The organism is Amycolatopsis sp. EV170708-02-1, assembly GCF_022479115.1.
Classification (GTDB): domain Bacteria; phylum Actinomycetota; class Actinomycetes; order Mycobacteriales; family Pseudonocardiaceae; genus Amycolatopsis.
In genome coordinates this window covers 8,226,027-8,249,153 of record NZ_CP092497.1, presented here as the reverse complement: position 1 = coordinate 8,249,153, position 23,127 = coordinate 8,226,027, and the positions used below count along the sequence as shown (strand labels likewise).

Genomic DNA, 23,127 nt, shown 5'->3' with positions numbered 1-23,127 from the left:
ATGGACGAGGAGTACACGCGGCTGGTGCGGCGATGGCTGGAGGAGCCGGCCATCCCGGTCCAACGCGCCGAGTTGGACACGGCTTGGGCGGCGTGCGTCCCGCGCGCGGAAGTGTTCGTCCCCGCGCCGAGAAGCTCGACCGAGAACCGGTGACCGATGGGCTGGAACAATCCTCCGCGGCCGTGGAAGGACCTCGCCCGCGAGCTCGCGGGCGAGGTGCCGCCCGGCGACGGCGGTGACAGCCCCGCGTGGAGTGCCAAGCGGCAGGGATACCAGCGGCCCGCGGACCTGACCGGGCTGATCGGCGACGACGACGGCGCCACCGCGTGCCGGGTGCCGTACGCCGAACTGCACTGTCATTCGAACTTCAGCTTCCTCGACGGGGCGAGCCATCCCGAGGAACTGGTGGAGGAAGCCGCGCGGCTGGGCCTGGACGCGATCGCGCTCACCGATCACGACGGCATGTACGGCGTGGTGCGTTTCGCCGAGGCGGCGAGGGAGCTGGGCGTGCACACCGTCTTCGGCACGGAGCTCAGTTTCGGCCTGTCCGGCCCGCAGAACGGGTTCACCGATCCCGAGGGTGAGCACCTGCTCTTGCTGGCCAAACAGAAGGACGGCTATTTGAGCCTGAACCGGGCGATCACCGCCGGACAGCTGCACGGCTTCGACAGGCGGTCGTTGTCCCCGAAGGAAAGGGCGGAGAAGGGCCGGCCGGTCTACGACCTGCGCGCGGTCGCCGAAGAGGTGCGCGGGAAGTGTGTCGTGCTCACCGGCTGCCGCAAGGGCGCGGTGCGCAAGGCGCTCGTCACCGAAGGCCCCGCGGCGGCCGTCGTGCGGCTGAAGGAACTCATCGACTGCTTCGGCAGGGAAAACGTCTACGTCGAACTCATCGATCACAGCCTTCCCTTGGACAGCACGCACAACGACCTGCTGAGCGAGATGGCCGACGAGTTCGGGTTGCCGACGGTGGCGACCACGGCCGCGCACTACGCCCGGCCGGAGCGGGCCCCGCTCGCCGACGCGCTCAGCGCCATCCGCGCCCGGCGGGGCCTGGAGGACATGGAGGGCTGGCTGCCCGCCGCGGGGACGGCGTTCCTGCGGTCGGGGGAGGAGATGGCCGAGATCTTCGCGCGGTATCCGGGCGCCGTGCAGCGGGCGGCGCTGCTCGGGCGGGAGTGCGCGTTCGAACTCCACCACATCGAGCCGAAGCTGCCGCCGTTCGCTGTGCCGGAGGGCCACACCGAGGCTTCCTACCTCCGGGAGCTCACTTACGAGGGTGCGAAGGAACACGAGAAGAACAAAGACGCCGAATACCGCGAAAAAGCCCGGAAGCTGATCGAGCACGAACTGGAGATCATCGAAGAACTGGGCTTCCCCGGCTACTTCCTGATCGTCTGGGACATCGTGAAGTTCTGCCGGGACAACGACATCCTCTGCCAAGGCCGGGGGTCGGCCGCGAACTCGGCGGTCTGTTACGCGCTCGGCATCACCAAGGTCGACGCCGTGCGCTACGGCCTGCTCTTCGAACGGTTCCTCGCCCCGGAACGCGACGGTTACCCGGACATCGACCTCGACATCGAATCCGATCGCCGCGAGGAGGCGATCCAGTACGTCTACCGGAAATACGGGCGGCTGAACACCGCGCAGGTGGCGAACGTGATCACCTACCGGGCGCGGTCCGCGGTCCGGGACGCGGCACGCGCGCTGGGGTACACACCCGGCCAGCAGGACGCGTGGAGCAAGCAGATCGACCGTTGGGGCGCGTTGCGGGCCACGGAGAAGGATCACGATCACGACATCCCGGAGGAGGTCGTGGAGCTGGCTTGCGCGCTCGAAGACTTCCCTCGGCATCTGGGCATCCATTCCGGCGGCATGGTGATCTGCGAACAGCCGGTGAGCGAGGTGGTCCCGATCGAATGGGCCCGGATGGAGAATCGCAGTGTCGTGCAGTGGGAGAAGGACGACTGCGCCGCCGCCGGACTGGTCAAATTCGACCTGCTCGGGCTCGGAATGTTGTCGGCCCTGCACTATATGATCGATCTGGTTCGTGACCACAAAGGGGAAGAGGTCGACATCTCCGAATTGGATCTCAAGGATCAGAACATCTACGAAATGCTCTGCCGCGCCGACGCGATCGGTGTCTTCCAAGTGGAGAGCCGCGCGCAGCTGGCCACGCTGCCTCGCTTGCACCCCAAGACGTTCTACGATCTGGCGGTCGAGGTGGCGCTCATCCGGCCCGGCCCGATCCAGGGTGGTTCGGTGCATCCCTACATCCGGCGCAAGAACGGCCAGGAGAAATGGGATTTCGACCATCCGAAACTGGCCAACGCGCTGGGGAAGACGCTCGGTGTCCCGTTGTTCCAGGAACAGATGATGCAGATCGCCCTGGATATCGCCGACTTCACCCCGGCGGAGGCGGATCAGCTGCGGCACGCCATGGGCGCCAAACGCTCCGAACACAAGATGGAAAGGCTCAAACGGCGTTTCCTCGAAGGCGCCGCGAAGAACGACGTCGAGGAGGAGCTGGCGGAGAAGATCTTCGGCAAGCTCAAGGCCTTCGCGAATTTCGGCTTCCCGGAGAGTCATGCGCTGAGTTTCGCCCTGCTGGTGTTCGCGAGCTCGTACTTCAAGTACTACCACCCGGACGCGTTCCTGGCGGGTTTGCTGCGCGCGCAACCGATGGGGTTCTACTCGCCGCAGTCGCTGGTCGCCGACGCGCGGCGGCACGGAGTGCGCGTGCTGGGCCCGGACATCAACGCGAGCCTTCCGCACGCGACGCTGGAACCCTTGCCGGACGGGGGAGAACTGCTCGCCGTGCGGGGCGGACTGGCCACCGTGCGGATGATCGGCGAGAACCTGGCACGGAAGATCGTCGAGGAGCGGGAACGCGACGGCCCGTTCGCGGATCTGGCGGAGGTCGCCCGGCGGGTGCGGCTGACCAAACCGCAGGTCGAGGCGCTGGCCGCGGCCGGGGCGTTCGGTTGTTTCGGCGAGAGCAGGCGAAGCGCGCTCTGGGCGGCGGGCGCGGTCGCCGACGAAAGCCCGGAGAAACTGCCGGGGCTCATCACCGGGGCCAAGGCGCCGATGTTGCCGGGAATGGACGAGATCGACATCGCGGCCGCGGACGTCTGGGCCACCGGGGTCTCACCGGACAGCTTCCCGACCCAGTTCGTCCGGGAGCACCTCGACGAACTCGGCGTCGTCACCGCGGCGGGCCTGCGCGAGATCCCGCACGGCACCGAGGTGCTGACCGGGGGCGCCGTGACCCATCGCCAGCGGCCGGCGACCGCGGGCGGTGTCACCTTCGTGAACCTCGAAGACGAGACGGGGATGATCAACGTCATCTGCACGATGGGCGTGTGGCAGCGCTATCACCGGGTCGCCCGCGGCAGCCCCGCGCTGCTGGTCCGAGGCGTGGTCGAGCGCACCGGTGACGTGGTGAACGTCCTCGCCGAACAGATCCGGCATCTGCCGTTGCGGATCACCGCCAAGTCCCGCGACTTCCACTGAACCCTCTTGACGATCACCCGGAGGCTGTGCTGAAGTTTCGCCAGCGTCGCAGTGCACCCGGCAAAGAGACCGTCGCGGGCATGGAGGCGCCGGACCATGGGAAATCATGGAAACCCCTTCTCGGACGAACGGCCGGTTGACGGCGTTCGGAAATCAACTCGTTCAGGTTCACAACTGGTTGCGTAAAGAGCTGGCCTTGCTGCACGACGACCTCGGGTCGGTCGCGGAGGGGCGTGCCGAGCGGCTGCGCGATCTCCGGGCACATTGCCTCACCTTCTGCTCCGCGCTGACCAGGCATCACACCGGTGAGGACGGCGGCGCTTTCCTTGTGCTGGCGGACAAATTCCCCGAACTGCGGCCATCGCTCGAAGAGCTCGCGCACGACCACGAGGTCATGACCGGGATCATCGAACGGCTCGAAGAGCTGGTCGCCGGGGTCGGCCCCGGGTCGAGTCAGGACGAGATCCTCGACGTCCAACGGGAACTGGACGGGCTCACCGCGATCATGGAGACGCATTTCCGGTACGAGGAGAAGCGGATCGTCGAGGTGCTCAACTCGCTGGACATGCCGGAGTGGCAGGAGTCGAAGCCGCCTTTCCTGCTGAAATCGCATTAGGTCACGATCTGTCCTATACGGGCTCTAGCGTTCTTCTCATCGCATACGACGACTGAGGAGAACTCCGATGACCAACCCGATTCCCGACGGCTACCACTCGGTCACCCCGTGGATCATCTCGCGCGACACCGCGAGCGTGATCGACTTCCTCAAGCGGGTTTTCGACGCCGAGCCGATCGGCGAGCCGGTGTACGTCGAGGGCGGGAAGATCGGGCACGCGGAGGTCCGGATCGGCGACTCGGTCGTCATGCTGTTCGACTCGCGTGACGACTGGGTCGACACCCCGGCGTATCTGCGGCTCTACGTCGAGGACAGCGTGGAGACGCAGCGCCGGGCGATCGAGGCCGGCGCCGAAGAGGTGACGAGGCAGACCGAACTCTTCTTCGGCGACCGCGTCGGCCGGGTCCGCGACCCGTTCGGCAACCTGTGGTGGATCCAGACCCGGCTGGCCGACCTCGATCATTCGGAGATGGAGCGCCGGATGAACGACCCGAAGTTCGTCGAGGCCATGCGCTACGTCTCCGGCACGGAGATCATCCCCAGCCGCTGAAGTCGGTAGGGTGGCGATAGCGACGCGGAGGTGAGCCGGTGGATCGCCACCCACTCCGGGGCAACCCCGGGGAGTACGAAGTCAGCGAGACAAGGCGCCCCGCGCGAGCGCGGCATGCTTCGCGTGCGAGTCCGCGCGGATGACAGGAGAAAGAGTCACCTCCGCGTCGCTCCTCGAACCCCTGCCGCCGGTCTGGCGATTCCAGGTGGCCCGCTGGGCGACGTTCGACGAGTGCGCCGCCGCGCTCGACCTGACCCCCGGCGAACTCTCGTGGTTCGCCGACGCGAAGGGCTGGAACAGGCGTGCGGCCGAGCCGGTCCGGCATTACACCTACCGCTGGATCCCGACCGCTTCGGGCGGCGTGCGGCTCATCGAGCGGCCGAAACCGCGGCTCGCCGAACTGCAGCGCCGGATCGTGCGGCACGTCGTCGACGCGCTGCCGGTGCACGAGGCCGCGCACGGCTTCCGGCGCGGACGTTCGCCGATGTCGTGTGCCGCGCCGCACGCGGGCCGGGAGACCGTGGTCAGGATGGACCTCGAAGGGTTCTTCCCCGCGGTTTCCGCACGCCGGATCTCGGCTCTGCTCGCACTCGCCGGCTATCCGTCCCCGGTGGCGGAAGCGCTGGCGGGCGTGCTCACCACGGCCGTTCCACCGGACGTCCTCTCCACCGTGCCCGCGGGGCGGAGGGATGCGGCGCGCGTGCGACTGCTGAACAACCTGGCGGCCACGCATCTGCCGCAGGGCGCGCCGTCCTCGCCGTCGGTCGCGAACGCGGTCACGCACCATCTGGACCGGCGGCTCGACGGGCTCGCGCGCGCACTGGGCGCGACGTACACGCGGTACGCCGACGATCTGGCGTTCTCCGGGGATTCCCTGCCGCTGCACCGGTTGCTGCCCGGGGTCCGGCGGATCGTGACCGGCGAGGGTTTCCGGCTGCGGGACGACAAGACGTCGATCGCCGGCGCGCACCAGCGGCAGCGCGTCGCGGGCCTGGTGGTCAACAGCGCGCCCGCCGCGACGCGTGCCGACTACGACGCCCTGCGCGCGCTGCTGCACAACTGCGCCCGCACCGGCCCGGAGGAGCAGAACCGGGCCGGTCATCCGGACTTCCGCGCCCATCTGCTCGGGCGGATCGGCTGGGTCGCCGCGTCGTCCGAGCGCCGGGCGGCGAGGCTGCGGGACTTGTTCGGCGGGATCACCTGGACGTGAGCGGGTATGCGATCCTGGACGGGTGATCGAGACTGCCGAGGACTACCGAGAAGCCGTACTTTCCGGGCAATGGTGGGAAAAACGCAGTTTCGTCGGCTGTGATTTCACCGAAGCCGACCTGCGCGGGCTGCGCACTCAAGGCTGCACCTTCGACCAGTGCGACTTCACCAAGACGGACTTCGAGAGCTCGCGCCACGAGGCGTCGGCGTTCCGCTCGTGCACCTTCGACCGCAGCGTGCTGGCGAGCACGCGATGGAGCTCCTGCTCGATGCTCGGATCGTCCTTTGTGGACTGCCGGTTCCAGAAGATCGCCTTCACCGATTGCGATCTCTCGCTGGTCTCGCTCAGCAAGGCCCGTCTGTCCAAAGTGGACCTGGGTGGCGTGCGGCTGCGCGAGGCGAACCTGCTGGAAGCGGACCTGACCGGCGCCGACCTGCGCGGTGCGGATCTCACCGGCGCGCGGCTGGCGGGCGCGAAACTCGGGGGCGCGGATCTGCGCGGCGCGCGGCTCGACGCCAACGGCCTCGTGCAGGCCGACCTCTCCGGTGTCCACGTGGACACCGAGACCGCGATCGCCTACGCCGCCGCGCACGGCCTCGTCATCCACTGACCCCGGACGCGATGAACGGGCCGTTCGCAAGGAACGGCCCGTTCATGGCGTTCGAGGGACCTAGTCGATCGGCGGTTCGCCCGGGTCCAGTTCGATGAGGTCGCCCTCGGCGAGCAACTCCTCGATGGACGCGGGCAGCAGGTACGCCGACCCGCCACCCGGCTGGTTGAACCACGGGATCGCGACACCGGCGAGGGCTTCGAGCGGGCGCTGCACGCGGTACACGTGGTATGGCCGGTTCACCCACTCCGGCACGAGCGAGCGCTCCTCGAACGGTGTCCCGGCCGCGTAGGTCAGGTTGCCGTTCGGGCCGCCGAAGCGGTCCAGTTCGCTGCCGGCGGGCAGCTCACGCAGCTCCTTGCCGCGGAACAGCGTCAGCGGCGGCTCGCCGTTGAGCGGCGAGATCGGCCAGTTCTGCTTGGCGTCGGGAGCACCGGCGTTCGCCGCGACCGGCGGGCGGGCCGGTTCCTCGCGCCGCATCGGCGGCGGCGGAGGCGGCGTCACCGGCGGCTCACGCCGCGGCGGCGCGGGCGGCGGGCTCGCCAGCACCGGGTTCGGCCGCGACGGGGGCGCGGGCGGGACCGGAGCGGGGGCGGGCTCGTCGTCCAAATCGTCCCCGAGCAGCTCCTCGGCCGTCGTGAACGCGGTCTGTTCCTGTGCCGGGATCGCCTCCCGGGGCGGCACCGGATGCGAACCGGTCGCGACCTCCGGGGACAGCGTCGCCAGCACGGGCGGCGCCGGAGCCGGCTCCTCGGCAGGCTGCTCTTCGGCGGCGGGCGGCTCCTCGGGAGGCGGAGCGCCGTTCGGGTTCAGCAGGACCTTGCCGAGCATGAACGCGGCCGCGTCCTCGGCGTCGCCGAACACCGCCGGGTTGGTCAGCTTCCCGTCGTACCAGCCGACCCGCCAGCCGCCACCGTCGACCTGTTCGACGCTCCAGCCGTGCTCGGTGGGGGCGCCGATGCGGTAGACGTCTTCGGGCACGTCGAGGTCGTCGAACCTCGCCTGCAGCTCGTTCAGCACCGGCACGGGGTGCTCGGCGCGGCGCTGCGGCGCTTCCTCGCGCCGCGGCTCCCGCTCCGGCTCCGGGTGTGGCACGGGGGTGGTAGCAAAGGTCCCCCGCTCCTGCGGTGGGGCGTCGACCTGCGTGACCTCGGAGTCCGACGGCGGCGGAGCGACGTTCGGCTCCGCGTCGTGCGTCAGGAGAGGCAGCTCAGGACCGGCGTCGGCCTGCTCGACCGGCGTGTAGCCGGTGGTCGTCTCCTCCTCCGGAGGCGCGTACGGCTGCTCTTCTTCCTGCCGGGCGTACGCGTCCTGCTCCTCCTGGTGAGGAGGCTGCTGCGGAGCCCGGGCGTACGTCGTCGCCTCCGGGTCGGCGATCTGCGGTTCCGGCTCGGGCTCGGTGTCCTGACGGGCCTCGTCCGCGTAGGTGTCCTGTTCGGACGCGTACGGGTCTTCGTAGCCCTCTTCGTACTGCTGCTCGGCGGCGGCCTCGTGGAAGTCCTGCGCCTGGTAGTCCTGGGTGTCGTAGTCGTCCTCGTACCGCTGGGCCTGCTCGGCCTGATCCGGGACGGTGGATTCGGCGGCGGGGACGGCCGCCGCCGCGGCGACCGGTGCCGCGGCCGCGGCGGCCACCGCGGCCGGATCCGGGCCCTGCTGCTGGTGCGGCGGCGGGACGGGCGGCTGGGCGGCGGGCTGGTTCGGCCCCGGACCACCGGGACCGGGCTGCCCGGGGCCTGCCTGCTGCGACGGCGCCGGTCCGTTCTGCGGCGGGCCCTGCGGAGGCGGGCCCTGCGGAACGCCGTTGGGTGCACCCGGACCGCCGGGGCGCTGCTGCGGCGGCTGATTCCCCCGGGTGAGGTACCCCGCCGCGGCCTGCAGCGTCGGGCCGTCGACCTCGGGCAGCGTGAAGTCGTTCTGCCGGACGTGGTCGATCAGGTCGAGCTCCGGCGAGACGCCGTACTCGCGCAGGTAGAAGTTCACGGCCGCGGGCCAGATCCACTGCCCGTCGCTGTGGAAGGCGACCGGGACGGTGGCCTCGGGCGTCTGGGCGAGCCTGTCGATGTCGTAGCCGCGTTCGGTGACCACCAGCGGCGCGTGGTCGAGGTAGTCGAGCAGCCTGTCCTGCTCCTCGATCTCCAGGTCGGGCCGGTTGATCACCGGACGCCCGGCCGGGCCGATGGTGTCGAAGATGCGGGCGATGCGGAAATGCGGTCCGGGCTGCTCGGGGCCGAGGCCGGACATGCGCCGGATCAGCCATTCGGGCACGTTCTCCTCGGAGCGGGGGAACATGCGCAGCTCGTCGGACAGCGCCTGCGGAGGCGGCGCGAGGCGCCACTGCGGCTCGTCGCGGTTGTACTCGAGGTTGTAGCTGGACGGGTGGTCGAGCTGGTAACGGGCGTTGAACCAGGTGCCGCGGCCGTCGCGATACATCCCGGCACGGAGCCTGCCGAACAGCGTCGCGATGTCGTGCGTCGCGACCCATTCGTGCGAGGTGCCGTCCTCGGTGATGATCTCGCCGGTCATCTCGTGGTACCTGCCGACGGCTCGGTACTCGGCGGTCACCTTCCGCCAATCACGCGGAGCGGCCCGCAGCAGGGCGAGGCCGATCTGTTTGACCAGGGTGTCCTGCTCGGTCGCGTTCAACTGAGTCGTCGGTTGTGCCACGGTCACATTTTGACCGTATCCGCGCTCCTGTGCACCCTGCATGTGGGTTTTGCCGCTATTGACAGCCCGGAAGACGCCCTGACCTGCTGCCCGATCACTCACCCGGGATACTGACGGCGTGAACCGATTTGCCGGCGAGACCCCGAAGGACGAGGACTGATGGCGGTGGCCGGACAGCGGCGTGACCGTGGGGCACTGCTCCATCACCTGCCGTTTCTGCTGGTGATGCTGGTGGTGGCCGTCGCCGCCCTGCGGATCGGCCAGTACCACTGGCGGCAGGGTGCCGCGCTGATCGGCGGCGCGTTGCTGCTCGCCGGCCTGCTCCGGGCGGCGCTGCCCGAAGCGAAGGCCGGGTTGCTGGCGATCCGGGGCAAACCGGTCGACGTCCTGACCTACGGCGCGCTGTCGGTGCTGATCCTGTTCATCGCGTTCACGATCACCGGCGGGCCCCTGTCCTAAGAGGCCATCGCGGGCGCCAGGCGTGCTTCGCGGCGATCCATACCGCCGGACACCACGGCCAGCGAGAGCCCCAGGACGGCCAGCGACGCACCGACCCAGTTCGGCGCGACCAGGCCGAAGCCGCCCGCGATCACCAGGCCGCCCAGGTAGGCGCCGATCGAGTTCGCGATGTTGAACGCCGACTGCACGGCCGCGGAGACCAGCGACGGCGTCCCGCCCGCCTTCTCCATGATCCTGGCCTGCATCATCGGGCCGATCATGAACCCGGCGAGGCCGACGAAGAAGATCGTCACCGCCGCGCCGACCTTGCCGTTCGCGGTGAAGGTGAAGATCGCCAGCACCGAGGCGAGGCCGATCAGCGACACGTAGAGGCTCGGCATCAGCGCCTTGTCGGCGAGCCTGCCGCCGAGGATGTTGCCGATCGTCATGCCGACCCCGGCGAGCGAGAGCAGCAGGGTGACGTTCGACGGCGAGTAGCCGGTGACGTCGGTCAGCATCGGCGCGATGTAGGACAGGCAGGCGAACACGCCGCCGAGGCCGAACGTGACGATCGCGAGCGCGAGCCACACCTGCGGACGGCGGAAGGCGCCGAGTTCGCCGCGCAGCGACGGCTCGACCGGCTTGCCCTGGTGGGGGACCAGTTTCGCGATCGCGGCCATGGCGAGCAGGCCGATCACGGCGACGACGCCGAAGGTCGCGCGCCAGCCGACCTTCTGGCCGAGCAGCGTTCCCAGCGGCACGCCGACGACGTTGGCCAGGGTCAGGCCCATGAACATCATCGAGACGGCCTTCGCGCGCTCACCCGGCTTGGCCAGGCTGGACGCGACGACCGCGCCGGCGCCGAAGAACGCGCCGTGCGGCAGGCCGGCGAGGAAGCGGAAGGCGACACCGAACTCCTGGTTCGGCGAGAGCGCGAAGAGGGTGTTGCCGAGCGTGAACAGCCCCATCATCGCCAGCAGCATCGTCTTGCGTGGCAGCCGGACGGCGGCGGCGGTGAGCAGCGGGGCGCCGACCACGACGCCCAGGGCGTAGCCGGAGATGAGGTAACCGGCGGACGGGATCGACACGCCGAAGTCGGCGGCGGCTTCGGGCAGCACGCCCATCATGACGAATTCGGTGGTCCCGATGCCGAAGGCACCGATGGCGAGCGCGAGCAGCGCGACGGGCACGGCTCTCCCTTCGAGGGTCGTACGTGAGTAAACGATTACTCGCCCAGCGTCGCGGATGGGGAGCTGAATCGATTTAGGTCTCGGGCACAAAAGAAGACAGCGCGTTCGGCCCCAGCGTCGACGAGCTGTCCTGCGTCCAGTTCAACGGATCGAGGGGCCGTTTGTCATCCCGGTTTCGGGTGAGGCTGACCACCCTCAGCGGCGGGCGGCGAGCACGCCCTGGAGCAGGCCGGGGAAGAGCTCGTCGAGATCGTTGCGGCGCAAGGAGTTGTAGCGGGCGGTGCCCTGCTGGCGGCCCATGATGATGCCCGCTTCGCGCAGCGTGCGCAGGTGATGGGTGAGTGTGGACTTGGTCACGGCGACGTCGAAACCGCTGCACGAGATCTCGGTGCCCGGCTCTGCCAGCTGGCGGACCATGTCGAGCCTGACCGGGTCCGCGAGCGCGGCGAGGACGGCCTCGATCTGGATCTCGTCCTGATCGGGATAGACGTACTGCTGCGTCGCGGCCATCCGTCCATAGTACGACGCCCCTCGAACTTCCCGCGAGTTCGTAGTACGGTCACCATCGAACTACGACAACCATCGAACAATGACCCCTCAGATCGCCTTTCGCGGGCTAACCGCGATCCGGCGCCGACCTGCGTTTCGCGGGCTAAACGCGATCTGTGGGGTCTGGAGCTGGGGAGTCATGAATTTCGCACCACCCAGGACCGCGGTGCTGGCGCTCGGCACCTTCGCGGTCGGCACCAGCGGCTACGTCGTCGCCGGGCTGCTGCCGGCGCTGACCGGCGAACTCGCGGTCTCCGAGACGGCCGCCGCTCAGCTGGTCACCGCCTTCGCCATCGCGTACGCGGTCGGCTCGCCACTGTTCGCCGCGGTCACGGGCCGCTGGGAACGCCGGACACTCCTGGTCGCCGCGCTCGTCGTCACCGCTGTCGGCAACGCCCTCGCCGCCCTCGCGCCCGGCTACGTGACCCTGCTCCTCGCGCGGGTCGTCACCGCGATCGGCGCGGCGGTCTTCACACCGGCCGCGAGCGCCGTCGCCGCCGAACTCACCTCGCCGGAACGCCGGGGCCGCGCGGTCGCGCTCGTCTTCGGCGGGCTCACCGTCGCGACGATCTTGGGAGTCCCGCTCGGCAGTGTCCTTTCACAGAGCGTCGGCTACCAGGCCGTCTTCGCGCTCGTCGCGGCCTTCTCGCTTATCGGCGCCTTCGCCGTCCGGCTGGTCTTGCCCGCCGTCCCGGCGCCGCCACCGGTCCGGCTGGCCGAGCGGTTCACCGTCGCCAAGGACCCGCGTGTACTCGCCATGCTCGGCGCGACCGTGCTCGGCTGCCTCGCCGCGTTCTCCGTCTACACGTTCATCTCGCCGGTCCTGTCGGCCACCGCGGGTATCCACGGCACGACGGTCAGCCTGCTGCTGTTCGTCTACGGCGCGGGCGGCGCGCTCGGCAACATCCTCGGCGGCCGCGTGACCGACCGCTGGGGCGCCAGGGGGCCGCTGCTGATCGTGTTCGGCGGGATCACCGTGGTGCTCGCGATGCTGCCGCTGGTGGCGACCACCGTCGCGGGCGCGGCCGTCGTCCTCTTCCTCTGGGGCCTGGCCACCTGGTCGGTGAACCCGCCGATCCAGCACCGGCTGATCGAGCTGTCCAAGCAGAACGCCGGGCTCGTCCTCTCGCTCAACGCGTCCGCGATCTACCTCGGCGTCGGCCTCTCCGGCCTGGTCGGGGGAGCGGTGCTCAGCGGCGGCGGGCCGCTCCTGCTGCCCGAGATCGCGGCGGTGCTGACCGCGCTCGGTGCGGTCGTGGTCGTGGCGGGCTGGCGGAGCCGCGTGAAGCAGCCCGCCATGGCCGAGTGACGGCTACTCGGCGCGCGTCTGGACTTCGCAGTCGGGGCCGGGGAAGACCAGCCCTTCGTGTCCGTCCGCGAACCGGACGAGATACGGCGGAGCACCGTGTTCGCCGCGTACCTCGAGGATCTCGCCGCGCTGTTCGGCCGAGCCCACCGTGCGTCCGTGCACGTGGATTTCGTCTCCGACGGTCGCCTGCATGAGAATCACCTCCGACGTTTCAAGGTTAGGAGCGTCGGAGTGATCCCGCTACAGTGTCGGCATGATCCTCGAAATCCTTGGAGGCGCGACGCCTCACCTCCGGTGAGCCCGTCGATCCGGGTCCGCACGCCCGCGGAGCTGCGTGCGGCCAGAAGAAGGAAATCCCATTCCTGCTGGGGTCATCTCGTCGCGGCACCGCTGTGGCCGCTGCACGGCGCGAATCTCGGCACCCTGCTGCGGACCTGCGACGCCGTGGGCGCTTGCCTTGCCGTGCCGAGGTTTCCCTGGGTGCCGGAGGCGCTGCGCCGCGGGAACACGTTGCGGCGTCCGGCTTGTGTGCACTGGGTGCACGATCCACCCGGCTGGCTGATGCGGGAGAAGGCGGCGGGCACGGCGATCGTCGGCGTCGAACTCGCCGACGAATCCGTGCGCCTCGCCGATCTCCCGCCCGCGCGCGGCCGGACGATCGCCGTGCTCGGCCATGAACAGCAGGGGATTCCGTCGGACGCGCTCGACCTTCTCGACACCGTCGTCGAAATCCCGATGGTGGGCACCGGCGCGAGCCTCAACGTCGCCGTCGCGGGCAGCCTGGTGTTGTACAAATTGGCGGGCTTGCTGTGACCGTCGCCGATAGGCTGCCCGGATGACCGACGTACTCGACAAGGTGGCCGGGAAGAGCGGCGAATTGGTGCTCCGCCGGGCGGGCAACGATTTCGAGGTCATCGCCAACGGCGTCTTCCTGATGGACACCCGTAACGGTGAATCCGAACGGTTGCTCGTCTCGGTGGCGGCCGATCTGGTGCCGGGCAAGGCGCGGATGCTGATCGGCGGCCTCGGCGTCGGCTATTCGCTGCGCGCCGCGCTGGACCACCCTGGCGTCGGCGAGATCGTGGTCGTCGAGCGTGAGCCCGCCGTGATCGGCTGGAATCGCGAGGGCCCGCTCAAGGACGTCCACGACGACGCCCTGTCCGACGAACGGGTCACCGTGGTCGAGGCCGACCTGGTGAAGTGGTTGCGCCGGACGGAAGAGCGGTTCGACGCGCTGTGCCTCGACATCGACAACGGTCCTGAGTGGACGGTCACCGACGGCAACGCGAAGCTGTATTCCGAAGACGGGCTCGACCTGCTCACCACGCGGTTGCGGCCGGGCGGCGTGCTCGCGGTGTGGAGCGCCGAGTCGGTGCCGTCCTTCGCGAAGCGGTTGCGGGCCCGGTTCGGTGAGGTGCGGGAGCTGAAGATCCCGGTGCCGCAAGGGGAACCGGACGTGCTGTGGTTCGCCCGGGTGTAGCCGACGCCGCGCGCGTCAACGCCCGCTGGTGCGACGTGGTGTGCCGGACGGGCACCTTCACCGCCCGCGTCTGGAAGTCGCCGATCCGGACGCCGCCGCTGTACCCCGACGCGGTGACCCTGGCCCTGGACGCGACGGCGGCGGAGCTACTGGACGGGATCGACACCTCGCCGGGCTGCGCGGTGAAGGACAGCTTCGGCTGCCTCGATCTCGCGCGCGAAGGTTTCGAGGTGCTCTTCGAGGCCACGTGGATAGCGCGGGTGGCGGACGTGCCGCTCGAACCGGGCTGGGTCAGAGTCGGCGACCGGTTCGACGATCCGTCCGTCGCCGTGTGGTCGAACGGGGTCGCCGAGGTGACGGCCAATCGCGACGGTGGCTTCGCCGGACTGTCCAATTTGGACACTCAAGGCGACCTGGACGCGGCCTGGCGCGGCGCGACCTCGGCCGTCGCGGCGAGCTTCCCCGGTTTGCCGATCACGGGCTACGAACGCGGCGAAGATCTCGACGCGGCCCTCCGGAACGGTTACACGGCTCTGGGGCCGCTGCGGGTCTGGCTGAAATGATCGCCGCATGGAGATCACGACCTGGCACCTCGAACAGACCTCGCCGGACGATTCGAGCGCGGCGAAGCCGCCTGCCGTCCCGGTGACGGTCACCCGTGCCGAGCTGGTCAGCCCGGAGCTGAACCGCTACCTCTACACCGCCGTCGGCGGCGACTGGTTCTGGATCGACCGGCTCGGCTGGTCGTGGGACCAGTGGATCGAGTGGCTGGACAGGCCGGGCGTCGAGACCTGGGTGGCGTACGCGCAGGGGACGCCGTGCGGCTACTTCGAGCTCGACGGCACTGTCGAGGGCGAAGTGGAACTCGCGTACTTCGGCCTGATGTCGTCCTTCGTCGGCAAGGGGCTCGGAGGGCATCTGCTCACCGTCGCGCTGCGGGAGGCGTGGGCGCTCGCGGAGCGCTGGCCGGGCAAAACGCCGACGCGCCGCGTCACGGTCCACACCTGCACCACCGATGGCCCGGCCGCGCTCAAGAACTACCAGGCACGCGGCTTCCGGCTGTTCCGCACCGAGGTCGAGCAGGCCGAACTGCCCGCCGAGACGCCGGGACCGTGGCCGGGAGCCGGAAAGAAGTAGCTACTTCGCCGGAGCCTTGGCTGCCGCCTTCTTGAACGCGCGTACTCGGGCGAGAGCCTCGCGGTGCCCGGCGACCCAGATCCCGGTCGCCGCCCTGCCGGGGTGGGAGACATCCCCGATCAATACGGCCGAAGGGCTCTGCCTCTCACTACCATGGTGTCGCGCGGCCTTGAAGGATGCGTTCGTTGGCTGGTGACGTCCTGGGATCCGGTGTAAGCCGAGACACCGAAGCGAGTGGGGAAGCTTGACGATGCTGCGTGTCGTGTTGGCCGAGGATTCCGTTTTGATTCGTGAGGGAATCGTCCGTGTGTTGCGGGACCAGGGTGTCCAGGTCGTCGGAGAGGTTGGCGACGCGGCCGCACTGTTGCGTGTCGTGGAACATCATCGGCCTGACCTCGCGGTGGTCGACATCCGGATGCCCCCGTCGCATGAGGTGGAGGGAATCGAGGCCGCCGTCACCATCCGGGCGAACCATCCAGGGACCGCGGTGCTTCTGTTGTCGCAGTATGTCGAGACTGACGCCGCGATGAAACTCTTGACCGGCGGAGCGGCCGGAGTCGGTTATCTGCTCAAGGATCGGGTCTCCGACATCGACGAGTTCATCGCGGCTGTGCACACGGTCGCGGCAGGCGGTACCGCCATAGACCCGAGCCTGGTAACCCGGCTGATCGAAAGGCCGCACCGTGGCCGGCGGCCGTTGGACGAGCTCACCGACCGCGAGCGTGGAGTGCTCGCCCTGATGGCAGAAGGTAAATCCAACCAGGCGATCGGGGCCCAGCTCGGCCTCGGCAGGCGGACCGTCGAGACGCATATCTCGGCGATCTTCGACAAGCTCGGTCTGCGGCCCGAGCCCGATGATCATCGACGGGTGCTGGCGGTCCTGACGTACCTGAAGGCAACCGGGGCCTAGTGTCCCTGTCCGAGGGCACTCTCGACCGTGCACGAACATCAGCCGCGAATCAACGATCCAGACCATTAGCGGTCGTTGGGCCGATCGTGTCGGGGTTCGAGGAAACGATGGTCGCCGTCGGCAAGTGGCAGCACGGCCGTAAGCGTGGTGCCGCCGCCGATCGGGCTGTCCACGGTGAGGGTCCCGCCGAGTGCGATCGCCCGGTCCGATAGCCCGCTCAGCCCGCCGCCTGTGGTCAGCGCGGCGCCGCCGCGCCCGTCGTCGCGCACGTCCAGCCGAAGGGCCGCGTCGTCATGCCGCAGTCGGATCTCCACGTGACTGGCTTCAGCGTGCTTACAGGCGTTGGTCACGGCTTCGGCGGCGATGAAGTACGCGGCCAGTTCGATCCGGGCAGGAGGCCGTGTCCCAGTGGCGTCGTCGATCTCGACGGGAAGCGGGGTTCGCTCGGCGAGCGAGGTCAGTGCGGCCGGCAGGCCACCGTCGGTAAGGGCCGCCGGGTACACGCCCCTGGCCAGATTGCGCAACTCGGTCAGCGCGGTACGCAGCTCGGCCGCACCATGCTCGACGAGCTCGCGCACGTGTGGGTTGTCGGACGCCTGTTTCGCGCGGCTCAGGTGAATTCTCGCGGTGATGAGATGTTGCTGGGCGCCGTCGTGCAGGTCTCGCTCGAGTCGTCGTCGTTGGATGTCGCCTGCGGTGACGATCCGTTCCCTGGAACGCTTGACCTCGATCAGCCGCGCCTGGAGCTCGTTGCGCAGACGCTCATGCTCGAGTGCCAGGGTGGCGGCGCTGTGCACCGCGGCGAGTAACTCGGGGTGAGCCGACAAAGACTCGTCGTAGACCACCGCGCCGACGGGAACGCCGTTGCTCTCCAGGGTCGTCACACCTCTGGAAGGCGGTACGTGCGACAGCCGTTTCGGGACTCCATCGTCGTCGAGGTAACAATCGGTCTTCTCCGAGTACGTCCACAGCACCAGGCTGGGATCACGCAAGGCGCGGCGGAGGGCGTCGACGAACCCATCGGAAATCGGAGCGGCGCCGATCTCGATCATCGCGGATCTGATCGCGGCCCGCGCGAAGTGATAACGACTTACGACGAAAGCCACCACGACCGGGAGCAGCGCCATCGTCGGATTCCGCAGGCTCAGCATCCAACTGTTCTGTGGCCCAGGGAGGTGGATGTGCGTGGCCATGAGCAGACCCGCGGCGAAGACGACGAACGCGAACAGCGCGCCGATGGCGACAGGGGCGAATTCCGCCCGGTACGGCTGTGTTCCCGAGCGCCAGCGGGACACCAAGACCCAGATGAGAGCCACCGCCATCGCCGAAGTCACTATTCCGACAGTCAGCTGTATGGATACGGCGAGCGCGGGAATGTGCCGTATCAGCAGGAGATTGTGTGAGGTGGACGGATGGACGGCGCTGGTCGACAGCGGATCGAAGAACAGCCACTCGGAGGCGATACCGAAGGTGGCGACAAGCCAACATCCGGCGATATACCATTTTTCCCATCGACGGCGAAGGCGTCCTGTCGGATAGCCGAGCGCGACCTGTATCGCCAATGGCAACGCCGTATGGGTGAGAACCACTCCCGCGGTGAACAACTGAGGATCACTCGAGCGGCGGATCCCGGACGCGAGCCAGAGCAGTCCGGCGAGCACGATGAGCCGGCCGGTGAGGGCGTCGGGTCGAAATCGCCAGACAACGGCACCGGACACGACACTCGCCACGCCCGCGACCAGGAATGTGATCAGCTCGATCCTGTCGAAGGCAGGGAGAAGGCCGCTGCGGTCGGCGACGAACGCTTCGAGTGGTCCCAACGTGAGCGCACGCGCCGGATCATGGATCGCCGCCGTCGACCAGTCGACCGACGCGACGACCCCCGTTACGAGAAGAACGGTAGCTGTGGCGACCAGCACCGCCGCTGTGCGACCCAAGGTCCCTCCCCCGACTTTTCGTGCTCTCCACAATGCTTGCCCGGCCTGCCGGACCGGGTTGCGTGTACCGCGCACCAGAGACCACGATTCCTCATCTTGGTTCGATCGTGAACCGTGCTGGCACGGATAGTGCGGCCCTCCGGATGCGAGGACGGGACCGCCTCCGTGCTCGCACGGAGACGGCGTGCGTGTTCACACGGATACGCACCGGCGTTGATCGTCGTACTTTCATGACAGCAAATGTCGACGTCTATTCGGACAACGGCCGAGTGCGACGGTTCATCGATATCCACCTTCACCGACGGTGGGACCGGCGACATTTGAGGAGGGGGAAGTCACATGACCGAGCCGGGAAAGCCATCGGGACGGACGGGCTGGTTCGAGCTGGGGCACAAGTGGATCGGGGCGATCGCGGCGCTGATCACCGCCCTTGTCGCTGCCGGAGTCGTCCGCGGCTGCAGCGCGTCGGGTGCCAACCCGACAGCTCCGCCGACCTCGACAGCCCCGCCGCCCTCGGCGGCTCCGCCTGCCGGGGACACTTCTCTTGGAACCCAGCCGACATCTCCAGGCATGACGTCACCGGCACCTGAGAAGCCGCAGGAATCGTCCGCGGCGGCCGCTGAGACTCCTTTCGAGGCGTGTCCCGACGGCTCGGTCTGCGTGTGGGAGGGCTACTACTTCACCGGCGGCTTCAAGGCGTACAGCTTGGGCAGCCTGAATTACGCCGGAGATGCGTTCAGCGACGGAATCGTGGTCAACGACAATGTCAGTTCGTACTACAACAACTCCGGCCAGTGGGTGAACTTTTACCGAGACGCTCCGCCCGCCGGAGCTCCCTGCGTCCGCGAGCAGCCACGTGGCTACCGTGCCGACCTGCGGGTCGAGGGCTGTGACAACAGCCTCAGCGCGCATACACCGGATGGGAGTCAGTGATCCACAAGGAAAAAGCCTGGTCTGCCGCGCAGCGGTGTAGCTACTTCGCCGGAGCCTTGGCTGCCGCCTTCGCCGCCTTCTTGAACGCGCGCACCTCGCCGAGGGTCTTCGCGTCGACGACGTCGGCGATCGAACGCCGTGAACCACGGTCGCCGTACGCGCCCGCGGCGGCACGCCAGCCCTTGGGCTGCACGCCGAGCTGCTTGCCGAGCAACGCGAGGAAGATCGCGGCCTTCTGGTCGCCGTAGCCGGGCAGCGCCTTGAGCCGTTTGAGGACTTCGGGACCGTCCGGCTTGGGCCGTCCGGCGGTCCAGATGCCGGCCGCGTCGCCGTCGTAGACCTCGACGACATGCTGGGCGAGATCCTTCACCCGGCGGGCCATCGAGCCGCCGTAGCGGTGGATCGCGGGCGGGACCACGCACAGTTCGACGAAGGTCTCGGTGTCCATCGCGTGGATCTTCTTGATGTCGAAACCGTCCATCCGGTCCGCGATCTTCTGCGGGCCGCGGAACGCGTGTTCCATCGGGAACTGCTGGTCGAGGAGCATCCCGACGAGCAGCGCGAACGGGTCTTCGGTGAGCAGCCGGTCCGCTTCCTCGTCTCCGACCAGGTGCAATGCGCGCGTCATGCGCCCAGGATCTCACGACCGGGCCGGTCCGCGCGTCCTCATCCGTGTGGGTCCTAGGCGCTGTCCTGTGAGTCTGTTCGCGGTCTTCGCGCCCAGGTGGTCCCTGGTGGCACGGGCGGATGCGGCCGAGTACGACCCGGTACGAGGCCGATCCGCCCGCACCGCCAGGAACCACCTGGATCACGAAGCCCATCGAACAGCCTCACAGGACAGCGCCTAGCAGGTCCGCGGCGGCCGTTGTGACGGCCTCCGACACCGCCGCCAGCGCGGGGGAGTCGAGTTTCCACTGCTGCCAGAACAGCGGTACGTCGATCGGGTGATCCGGGTCGAGGCAGAGGAAGGTGCCGTCGCGCAGCCGGTCGCCGATCTGCGCGAGCGGCACCATGCCCCACCCCATCCCGGCCGCGACGGCGTCGAAGAACCCTTCGGACGACGGGACGTAGTGCCGCAGCGGGCTCGCGGTCGTGCCGCGCTCGCGAGCGAAGCGGTCTTGAAGGTCGTCACGGCGGTCGAAGACGACGACGGGTGCTTCGGCGAGGTCGAGGTCCGTGCCGAGCGCCGGGCTCACGACGGCCAGGTACCGCATGTGCCCGAGCCGGTGCACCGAGCACCCCGCGACCGGATCGGGTGACGACGTCACGGCGGCCATCACCAGGCCTTCCCGCAGCAGGGTCGTGGTGTGGTCCTGATCCTCGCGATGCAGCTCGAAGCAGATCTTCTGCTCGGGCGGCACCCGCGTGAGCGCGGGCAGGAACCAGGTCGCCAGCGAATCCGCGTTGACCGCGATCGGCAGCCGGACCGGTTCGTCGCCTGCGGTCAGGCCGAGTTCGGCCCGGGTGTCGGCCTCCAGCAGGGCCAGCTGACGGCCGAACCGCACCACCGCCTGCCCGGATTCGGTCAGGCGCACCGGTTTCGTGCGGATCAGCAGGACGAGGCCGGTGCGCTGTTCGAGCGCCTTGACGCGCTGGCTGATCGCCGACGGCGTCACGTGCAGCGCCGACGCCGCCGCGTCGAACGTGCCTTCGTCGGCGACCACCAGCAGCGTGCGGACCAGGTCGAGCGGCAGATCTGTCATCACGAACGCTAATCTTACGTAAGAATCTTTAGCTGTACTGTTGACGATCGGCTTCCTAGCCTGGTCCGTATGGGAGACGTTCTGTTCAGCGCGGCCGCCGGATTCGGCGCCACCATGGCCCTCATCGTCGCGATCGGCGCGCAGAACGCGTTCGTGCTGCGCCAGGGCATCCGTCGCGAGGCGGTCCTCGTGGTGGTGCTGATCTGCATCTTCTCGGACGCCATCCTGGTCAGCCTCGGCGTCGGCGGGGTCGGCGCGCTGGTGGGGACGTCACCCGAAGCGCTGACCGTCGTCGCTTTGATCGGCGGTGCCTTCCTGCTTTGCTACGGCGCTCTCGCGGCCCGTCGCGCGTTCAAGCCTGCCGCGCTGGAGACCGGCGGTCCGGAAACCGGCGGATCGCTGCGCCGCATCGTGCTGACCACGCTGGCGATCACCTGGCTGAACCCGCACGTCTACCTCGACACCCTGCTTCTGCTCGGCGCGGTCGCGGCCGGGCACGGCAGCGACCGCTGGGCGTTCGGTGTGGGGGCCGTGTCGGCCAGCGTGCTCTGGTTCCTCGCGCTCGGTTTCGGCGCACGGCTGCTCAGCGGGTTCTTCCGCAAACCGTCGTCGTGGCGGGTGCTGGACGGCCTGGTCGCCGCGACGATGATCGCGCTCGGCGTGACGTTGGTCGCCAGCGCCTGATCACGGCAGGCGGGCCAGGTCGGCGGCGGTGAGCACGAGATCGGCCGCGGCCGCCGAATCGCGGATCGTGGCGGGCCTCGTCGAGCCGGGGATCGCGATCATCGACGGCGATTTCGCGAGCAGCCAGGCCAGGCACACCTGCTGCGGACTGACGCCGCGCTCCTCCGCCACGACACGGAATTCCGCGCCGATCCCGCGGAGCGGGCCCCACGGCAGATACGCGAGCCCGAGTTCGGTGCACAGGGCCAGCTCCGGTTCGTGCGCCAGCTGCGCGGGCGCGTGCTCGTTCTGCACCGAAACCAGTGTCTCGCCGAGGATCTCCCGTGCTTCGAGGATCTGTGCCCGCGACACGTTGGAGATCCCGGCGAGCCGGATCTTGCCTTCGTCGGCCAGCTCCTTGATCGCGCCGACGGACTCCGCCCACGGCACGTTCTCGTCGGGCTTGTGCAGCTGGTAGAGCCCGATCGCGTCGACGCCGAGCCGCTTGAGCGACCCCTCGCAGGCGTTGCGAAGGTGCGCGGGAGTCCCGGTGACGGTCCACGAGCCGTCACCGGGACGGCCACGGCCGCCCTTGGTCGCGACGAGCACCGCGTCCGATCCACTGTGGACGGCCAGCGCGGCGGCGATCAGCTCTTCGTTGTGGCCGATCTCGTCCGCGTGCCAGTGATAGGAGTCGGCCGTGTCGATCAGCGTGACCCCGGCGTCGAGCGCGGCGTGGATCGTGGCGATCGCGCGATCCCGATCCGGACGGCCCTCGATCGACAGCGGCATCGCGCCCAGGCCGATCGCGCTCACTTCGACGTCTCCGATGGTGCGGTAACGCATGTGGGTCAAGCCTTTCTGAGTTCTTCGACGGCTTCGCCGAGCCAGTCGGCGGTGGTGGAGAAGGAGAAGCCGAGGCCGGTCGCGCGAGAGGTGTCCAAGACGGCGTAGCGATCGAAAGAGAACGGCGAGGCGTCCCGCTCGACGACCCGGAATCGGGGCTCGGCGGTGATGGCGGCGGCGAGGTCGAATGCCGAAAGCTCGCCGTGCGAACCTGCGTTGACCGGACCGGTGAAGTCCGCGAGCGTGGCCCAGGTCAGGAAGTCCGCGATCTCACGCGCGTGGATGAACGTCGAGGGTCGCGGATCCGCGTGGATGTCCACGGCGTCGCCGGCGTCCAGCCGTTCGACGTAATGCCGCAGCCGCCCGGTGAAGTCTTCGCCGCCGAGGACATGCGCGACGCGTACCGAAGCGAAGGGCGTGTCTCCCGCAGCGAAGACCGCTTCGGCCTGTCGCTTGCCTTCCCCGTAGTCGTCCTCGGGAAGCTTGGCGGTCGCCGGGGAGACCAGCGATTCGGTCATCGGCGTCTCCGTCCGCACCTGGTCGTAGACCTCGATCGTGGACGTCATCACGTACCGGTCGGCGCGCAGGACGCGGCGCGCGATTTCAGCCTGGACCGGTGTGTAGCAGACCTGGTCGAGCACGACGTCGAAGGAACGGGAGTCCAGCGCGGCCTTGAGCCCGGCTTCGTCGTCGCGGTCCGCGATCAGGTGGGCGACACCGGACGGCGCGGGGGTGGAGCCGCGGTTGAGGACGGTGACGTCCATCCCGGCATCGCGCAGCCGCTCGACCACACCGCGGCCGAAGTACCGGCTCCCGCCGAGAACGAGCACTTTCTTCATGTCCACCAGTGTTACGGTGGCGATCCAGGTGTT

General features: G+C 68.9%; 24 protein-coding genes. 15 read left to right on the top strand and 9 right to left on the bottom strand.

Annotation, left to right across the window (positions count from 1 at the left end; translation table 11 throughout):
* The 6 genes from MJQ72_RS37485 to MJQ72_RS37460 all read left to right on the top strand — a co-directional run bounded on the left by MJQ72_RS37485 (position 1) and on the right by MJQ72_RS37460 (position 6,496).
* Positions 1-153 (top strand): hypothetical protein, encoded by a 153-nt coding sequence (locus MJQ72_RS37485; RefSeq protein WP_167373507.1) that lies wholly within the window; start codon positions 1-3, stop codon positions 151-153.
* Between the two features lie 3 nt (positions 154-156).
* Positions 157-3,510, top strand: coding sequence for an error-prone DNA polymerase (locus tag MJQ72_RS37480; protein ID WP_240595735.1), 3,354 nt, complete (start codon positions 157-159; stop codon positions 3,508-3,510).
* Between the two features lie 106 nt (positions 3,511-3,616).
* Positions 3,617-4,126 (top strand): hemerythrin domain-containing protein, encoded by a 510-nt coding sequence (locus MJQ72_RS37475; protein ID WP_396426906.1) that lies wholly within the window; start codon positions 3,617-3,619, stop codon positions 4,124-4,126.
* 67 nt (positions 4,127-4,193) lie between these two features.
* Entirely contained in the window at positions 4,194-4,676 is a 483-nt protein-coding gene (locus tag MJQ72_RS37470) for a VOC family protein (protein WP_240595733.1), read from the top strand.
* A 139-nt stretch (positions 4,677-4,815) separates the two neighbouring features.
* Complete coding sequence (locus MJQ72_RS37465) at positions 4,816-5,886, top strand: reverse transcriptase family protein (protein WP_240595732.1); 1,071 nt, start codon at positions 4,816-4,818, stop codon at positions 5,884-5,886.
* Between the two features lie 22 nt (positions 5,887-5,908).
* A complete protein-coding gene (locus MJQ72_RS37460) occupies positions 5,909-6,496 on the top strand; it encodes a pentapeptide repeat-containing protein (protein ID WP_240595731.1) in 588 nt (195 codons plus the stop codon).
* Positions 6,497-6,556: 60 nt separating this feature from the next.
* Here MJQ72_RS37460 and MJQ72_RS37455 read toward each other — a convergent pair whose 3' ends face one another.
* On the bottom strand, positions 6,557-9,139 hold the full coding sequence (locus MJQ72_RS37455) for a glycohydrolase toxin TNT-related protein (RefSeq protein WP_396427023.1): 2,583 nt from the start codon (positions 9,137-9,139) through the stop codon (positions 6,557-6,559).
* 180 nt (positions 9,140-9,319) lie between these two features.
* On the opposite strand from MJQ72_RS37455, the gene MJQ72_RS37450 reads away from it, so the two are divergent.
* Positions 9,320-9,619: a DUF3017 domain-containing protein gene (locus MJQ72_RS37450; protein WP_007032100.1), complete on the top strand. Its 300-nt coding sequence runs from the start codon at positions 9,320-9,322 to the stop codon at positions 9,617-9,619.
* Here the strand turns inward: MJQ72_RS37450 and MJQ72_RS37445 are convergent.
* Together MJQ72_RS37445 and MJQ72_RS37440 are read right to left on the bottom strand one after the other, a co-directional pair.
* The gene (locus tag MJQ72_RS37445) at positions 9,616-10,788 is read right to left on the bottom strand and encodes an MFS transporter (protein ID WP_240595729.1); all 1,173 of its coding nucleotides are present in this window, start codon (positions 10,786-10,788) and stop codon (positions 9,616-9,618) included. The two genes, MJQ72_RS37450 and MJQ72_RS37445, sit on opposite strands and share 4 nt — an antisense overlap.
* Before the next feature lie 195 nt (positions 10,789-10,983).
* Entirely contained in the window at positions 10,984-11,298 is a 315-nt protein-coding gene (locus tag MJQ72_RS37440) for a helix-turn-helix transcriptional regulator (protein ID WP_240595728.1), read from the bottom strand.
* 178 nt (positions 11,299-11,476) lie between these two features.
* Between MJQ72_RS37440 and MJQ72_RS37435 the strand changes: the two genes are divergently transcribed.
* Positions 11,477-12,646 (top strand): MFS transporter, encoded by a 1,170-nt coding sequence (locus tag MJQ72_RS37435; RefSeq protein WP_240595727.1) that lies wholly within the window; start codon positions 11,477-11,479, stop codon positions 12,644-12,646.
* Between the two features lie 3 nt (positions 12,647-12,649).
* Here the strand turns inward: MJQ72_RS37435 and MJQ72_RS37430 are convergent, their stop codons facing one another.
* Entirely contained in the window at positions 12,650-12,838 is a 189-nt protein-coding gene (locus MJQ72_RS37430) for a DUF1918 domain-containing protein (protein ID WP_037332488.1), read from the bottom strand.
* Positions 12,839-12,940: 102 nt separating this feature from the next.
* On the opposite strand from MJQ72_RS37430, the gene MJQ72_RS37425 reads away from it, so the two are divergent.
* The 5 genes from MJQ72_RS37425 to MJQ72_RS37405 all read left to right on the top strand — a co-directional run bounded on the left by MJQ72_RS37425 (position 12,941) and on the right by MJQ72_RS37405 (position 16,173).
* A complete protein-coding gene (locus MJQ72_RS37425) occupies positions 12,941-13,459 on the top strand; it encodes a TrmH family RNA methyltransferase (RefSeq protein ID WP_240595726.1) in 519 nt (172 codons plus the stop codon).
* Between the two features lie 22 nt (positions 13,460-13,481).
* Positions 13,482-14,126, top strand: a complete 645-nt coding sequence (locus MJQ72_RS37420; RefSeq protein WP_240595725.1) for a spermidine synthase — start codon at positions 13,482-13,484, stop codon at positions 14,124-14,126.
* On the top strand, positions 14,108-14,689 hold the full coding sequence (locus MJQ72_RS37415) for a hypothetical protein (protein WP_240595724.1): 582 nt from the start codon (positions 14,108-14,110) through the stop codon (positions 14,687-14,689). Before MJQ72_RS37420 ends, MJQ72_RS37415 begins: the two co-directional genes overlap by 19 nt.
* Positions 14,690-14,696: 7 nt before the next feature.
* Positions 14,697-15,263, top strand: a complete 567-nt coding sequence (locus tag MJQ72_RS37410) for a GNAT family N-acetyltransferase (RefSeq protein ID WP_240595723.1) — start codon at positions 14,697-14,699, stop codon at positions 15,261-15,263.
* A 253-nt stretch (positions 15,264-15,516) separates the two neighbouring features.
* Complete coding sequence (locus MJQ72_RS37405; protein WP_240601523.1) at positions 15,517-16,173, top strand: response regulator transcription factor; 657 nt, start codon at positions 15,517-15,519, stop codon at positions 16,171-16,173.
* Positions 16,174-16,238: 65 nt separating this feature from the next.
* On the opposite strand, the gene MJQ72_RS37400 is transcribed toward MJQ72_RS37405, so the two are convergent.
* Positions 16,239-18,110, bottom strand: a complete 1,872-nt coding sequence (locus MJQ72_RS37400) for a sensor histidine kinase (protein WP_240595722.1) — start codon at positions 18,108-18,110, stop codon at positions 16,239-16,241.
* 339 nt (positions 18,111-18,449) lie between these two features.
* Between MJQ72_RS37400 and MJQ72_RS37395 the strand changes: the two genes are divergently transcribed.
* Complete coding sequence (locus tag MJQ72_RS37395; RefSeq protein ID WP_240595721.1) at positions 18,450-19,043, top strand: peptidase inhibitor family I36 protein; 594 nt, start codon at positions 18,450-18,452, stop codon at positions 19,041-19,043.
* A 40-nt stretch (positions 19,044-19,083) separates the two neighbouring features.
* On the opposite strand, the gene MJQ72_RS37390 is transcribed toward MJQ72_RS37395, so the two are convergent.
* Both MJQ72_RS37390 and MJQ72_RS37385 read right to left on the bottom strand, forming a co-directional pair.
* Positions 19,084-19,671 carry an HhH-GPD-type base excision DNA repair protein gene (locus MJQ72_RS37390; RefSeq protein WP_016331228.1) on the bottom strand — a complete coding sequence of 196 codons (588 nt, stop codon included), beginning with the start codon at positions 19,669-19,671 and terminating at the stop codon, positions 19,084-19,086.
* 202 nt (positions 19,672-19,873) lie between these two features.
* A complete protein-coding gene (locus tag MJQ72_RS37385) occupies positions 19,874-20,749 on the bottom strand; it encodes a LysR family transcriptional regulator ArgP (RefSeq protein WP_240595720.1) in 876 nt (291 codons plus the stop codon).
* 66 nt (positions 20,750-20,815) lie between these two features.
* Here MJQ72_RS37385 and MJQ72_RS37380 point away from each other — a divergent pair, with 66 nt between their 5' ends.
* Positions 20,816-21,430 carry a LysE/ArgO family amino acid transporter gene (locus MJQ72_RS37380; RefSeq protein WP_240595719.1) on the top strand — a complete coding sequence of 205 codons (615 nt, stop codon included), beginning with the start codon at positions 20,816-20,818 and terminating at the stop codon, positions 21,428-21,430.
* Here MJQ72_RS37380 and MJQ72_RS37375 read toward each other — a convergent pair whose 3' ends face one another.
* Both MJQ72_RS37375 and MJQ72_RS37370 read right to left on the bottom strand, forming a co-directional pair.
* Positions 21,431-22,255, bottom strand: coding sequence for an aldo/keto reductase (locus MJQ72_RS37375; protein ID WP_240595718.1), 825 nt, complete (start codon positions 22,253-22,255; stop codon positions 21,431-21,433).
* Positions 22,256-22,260: 5 nt separating this feature from the next.
* Positions 22,261-23,094, bottom strand: a complete 834-nt coding sequence (locus MJQ72_RS37370) for an NAD-dependent epimerase/dehydratase family protein (RefSeq protein WP_240595717.1) — start codon at positions 23,092-23,094, stop codon at positions 22,261-22,263.
* Positions 23,095-23,127: the final 33 nt, after the last annotated feature.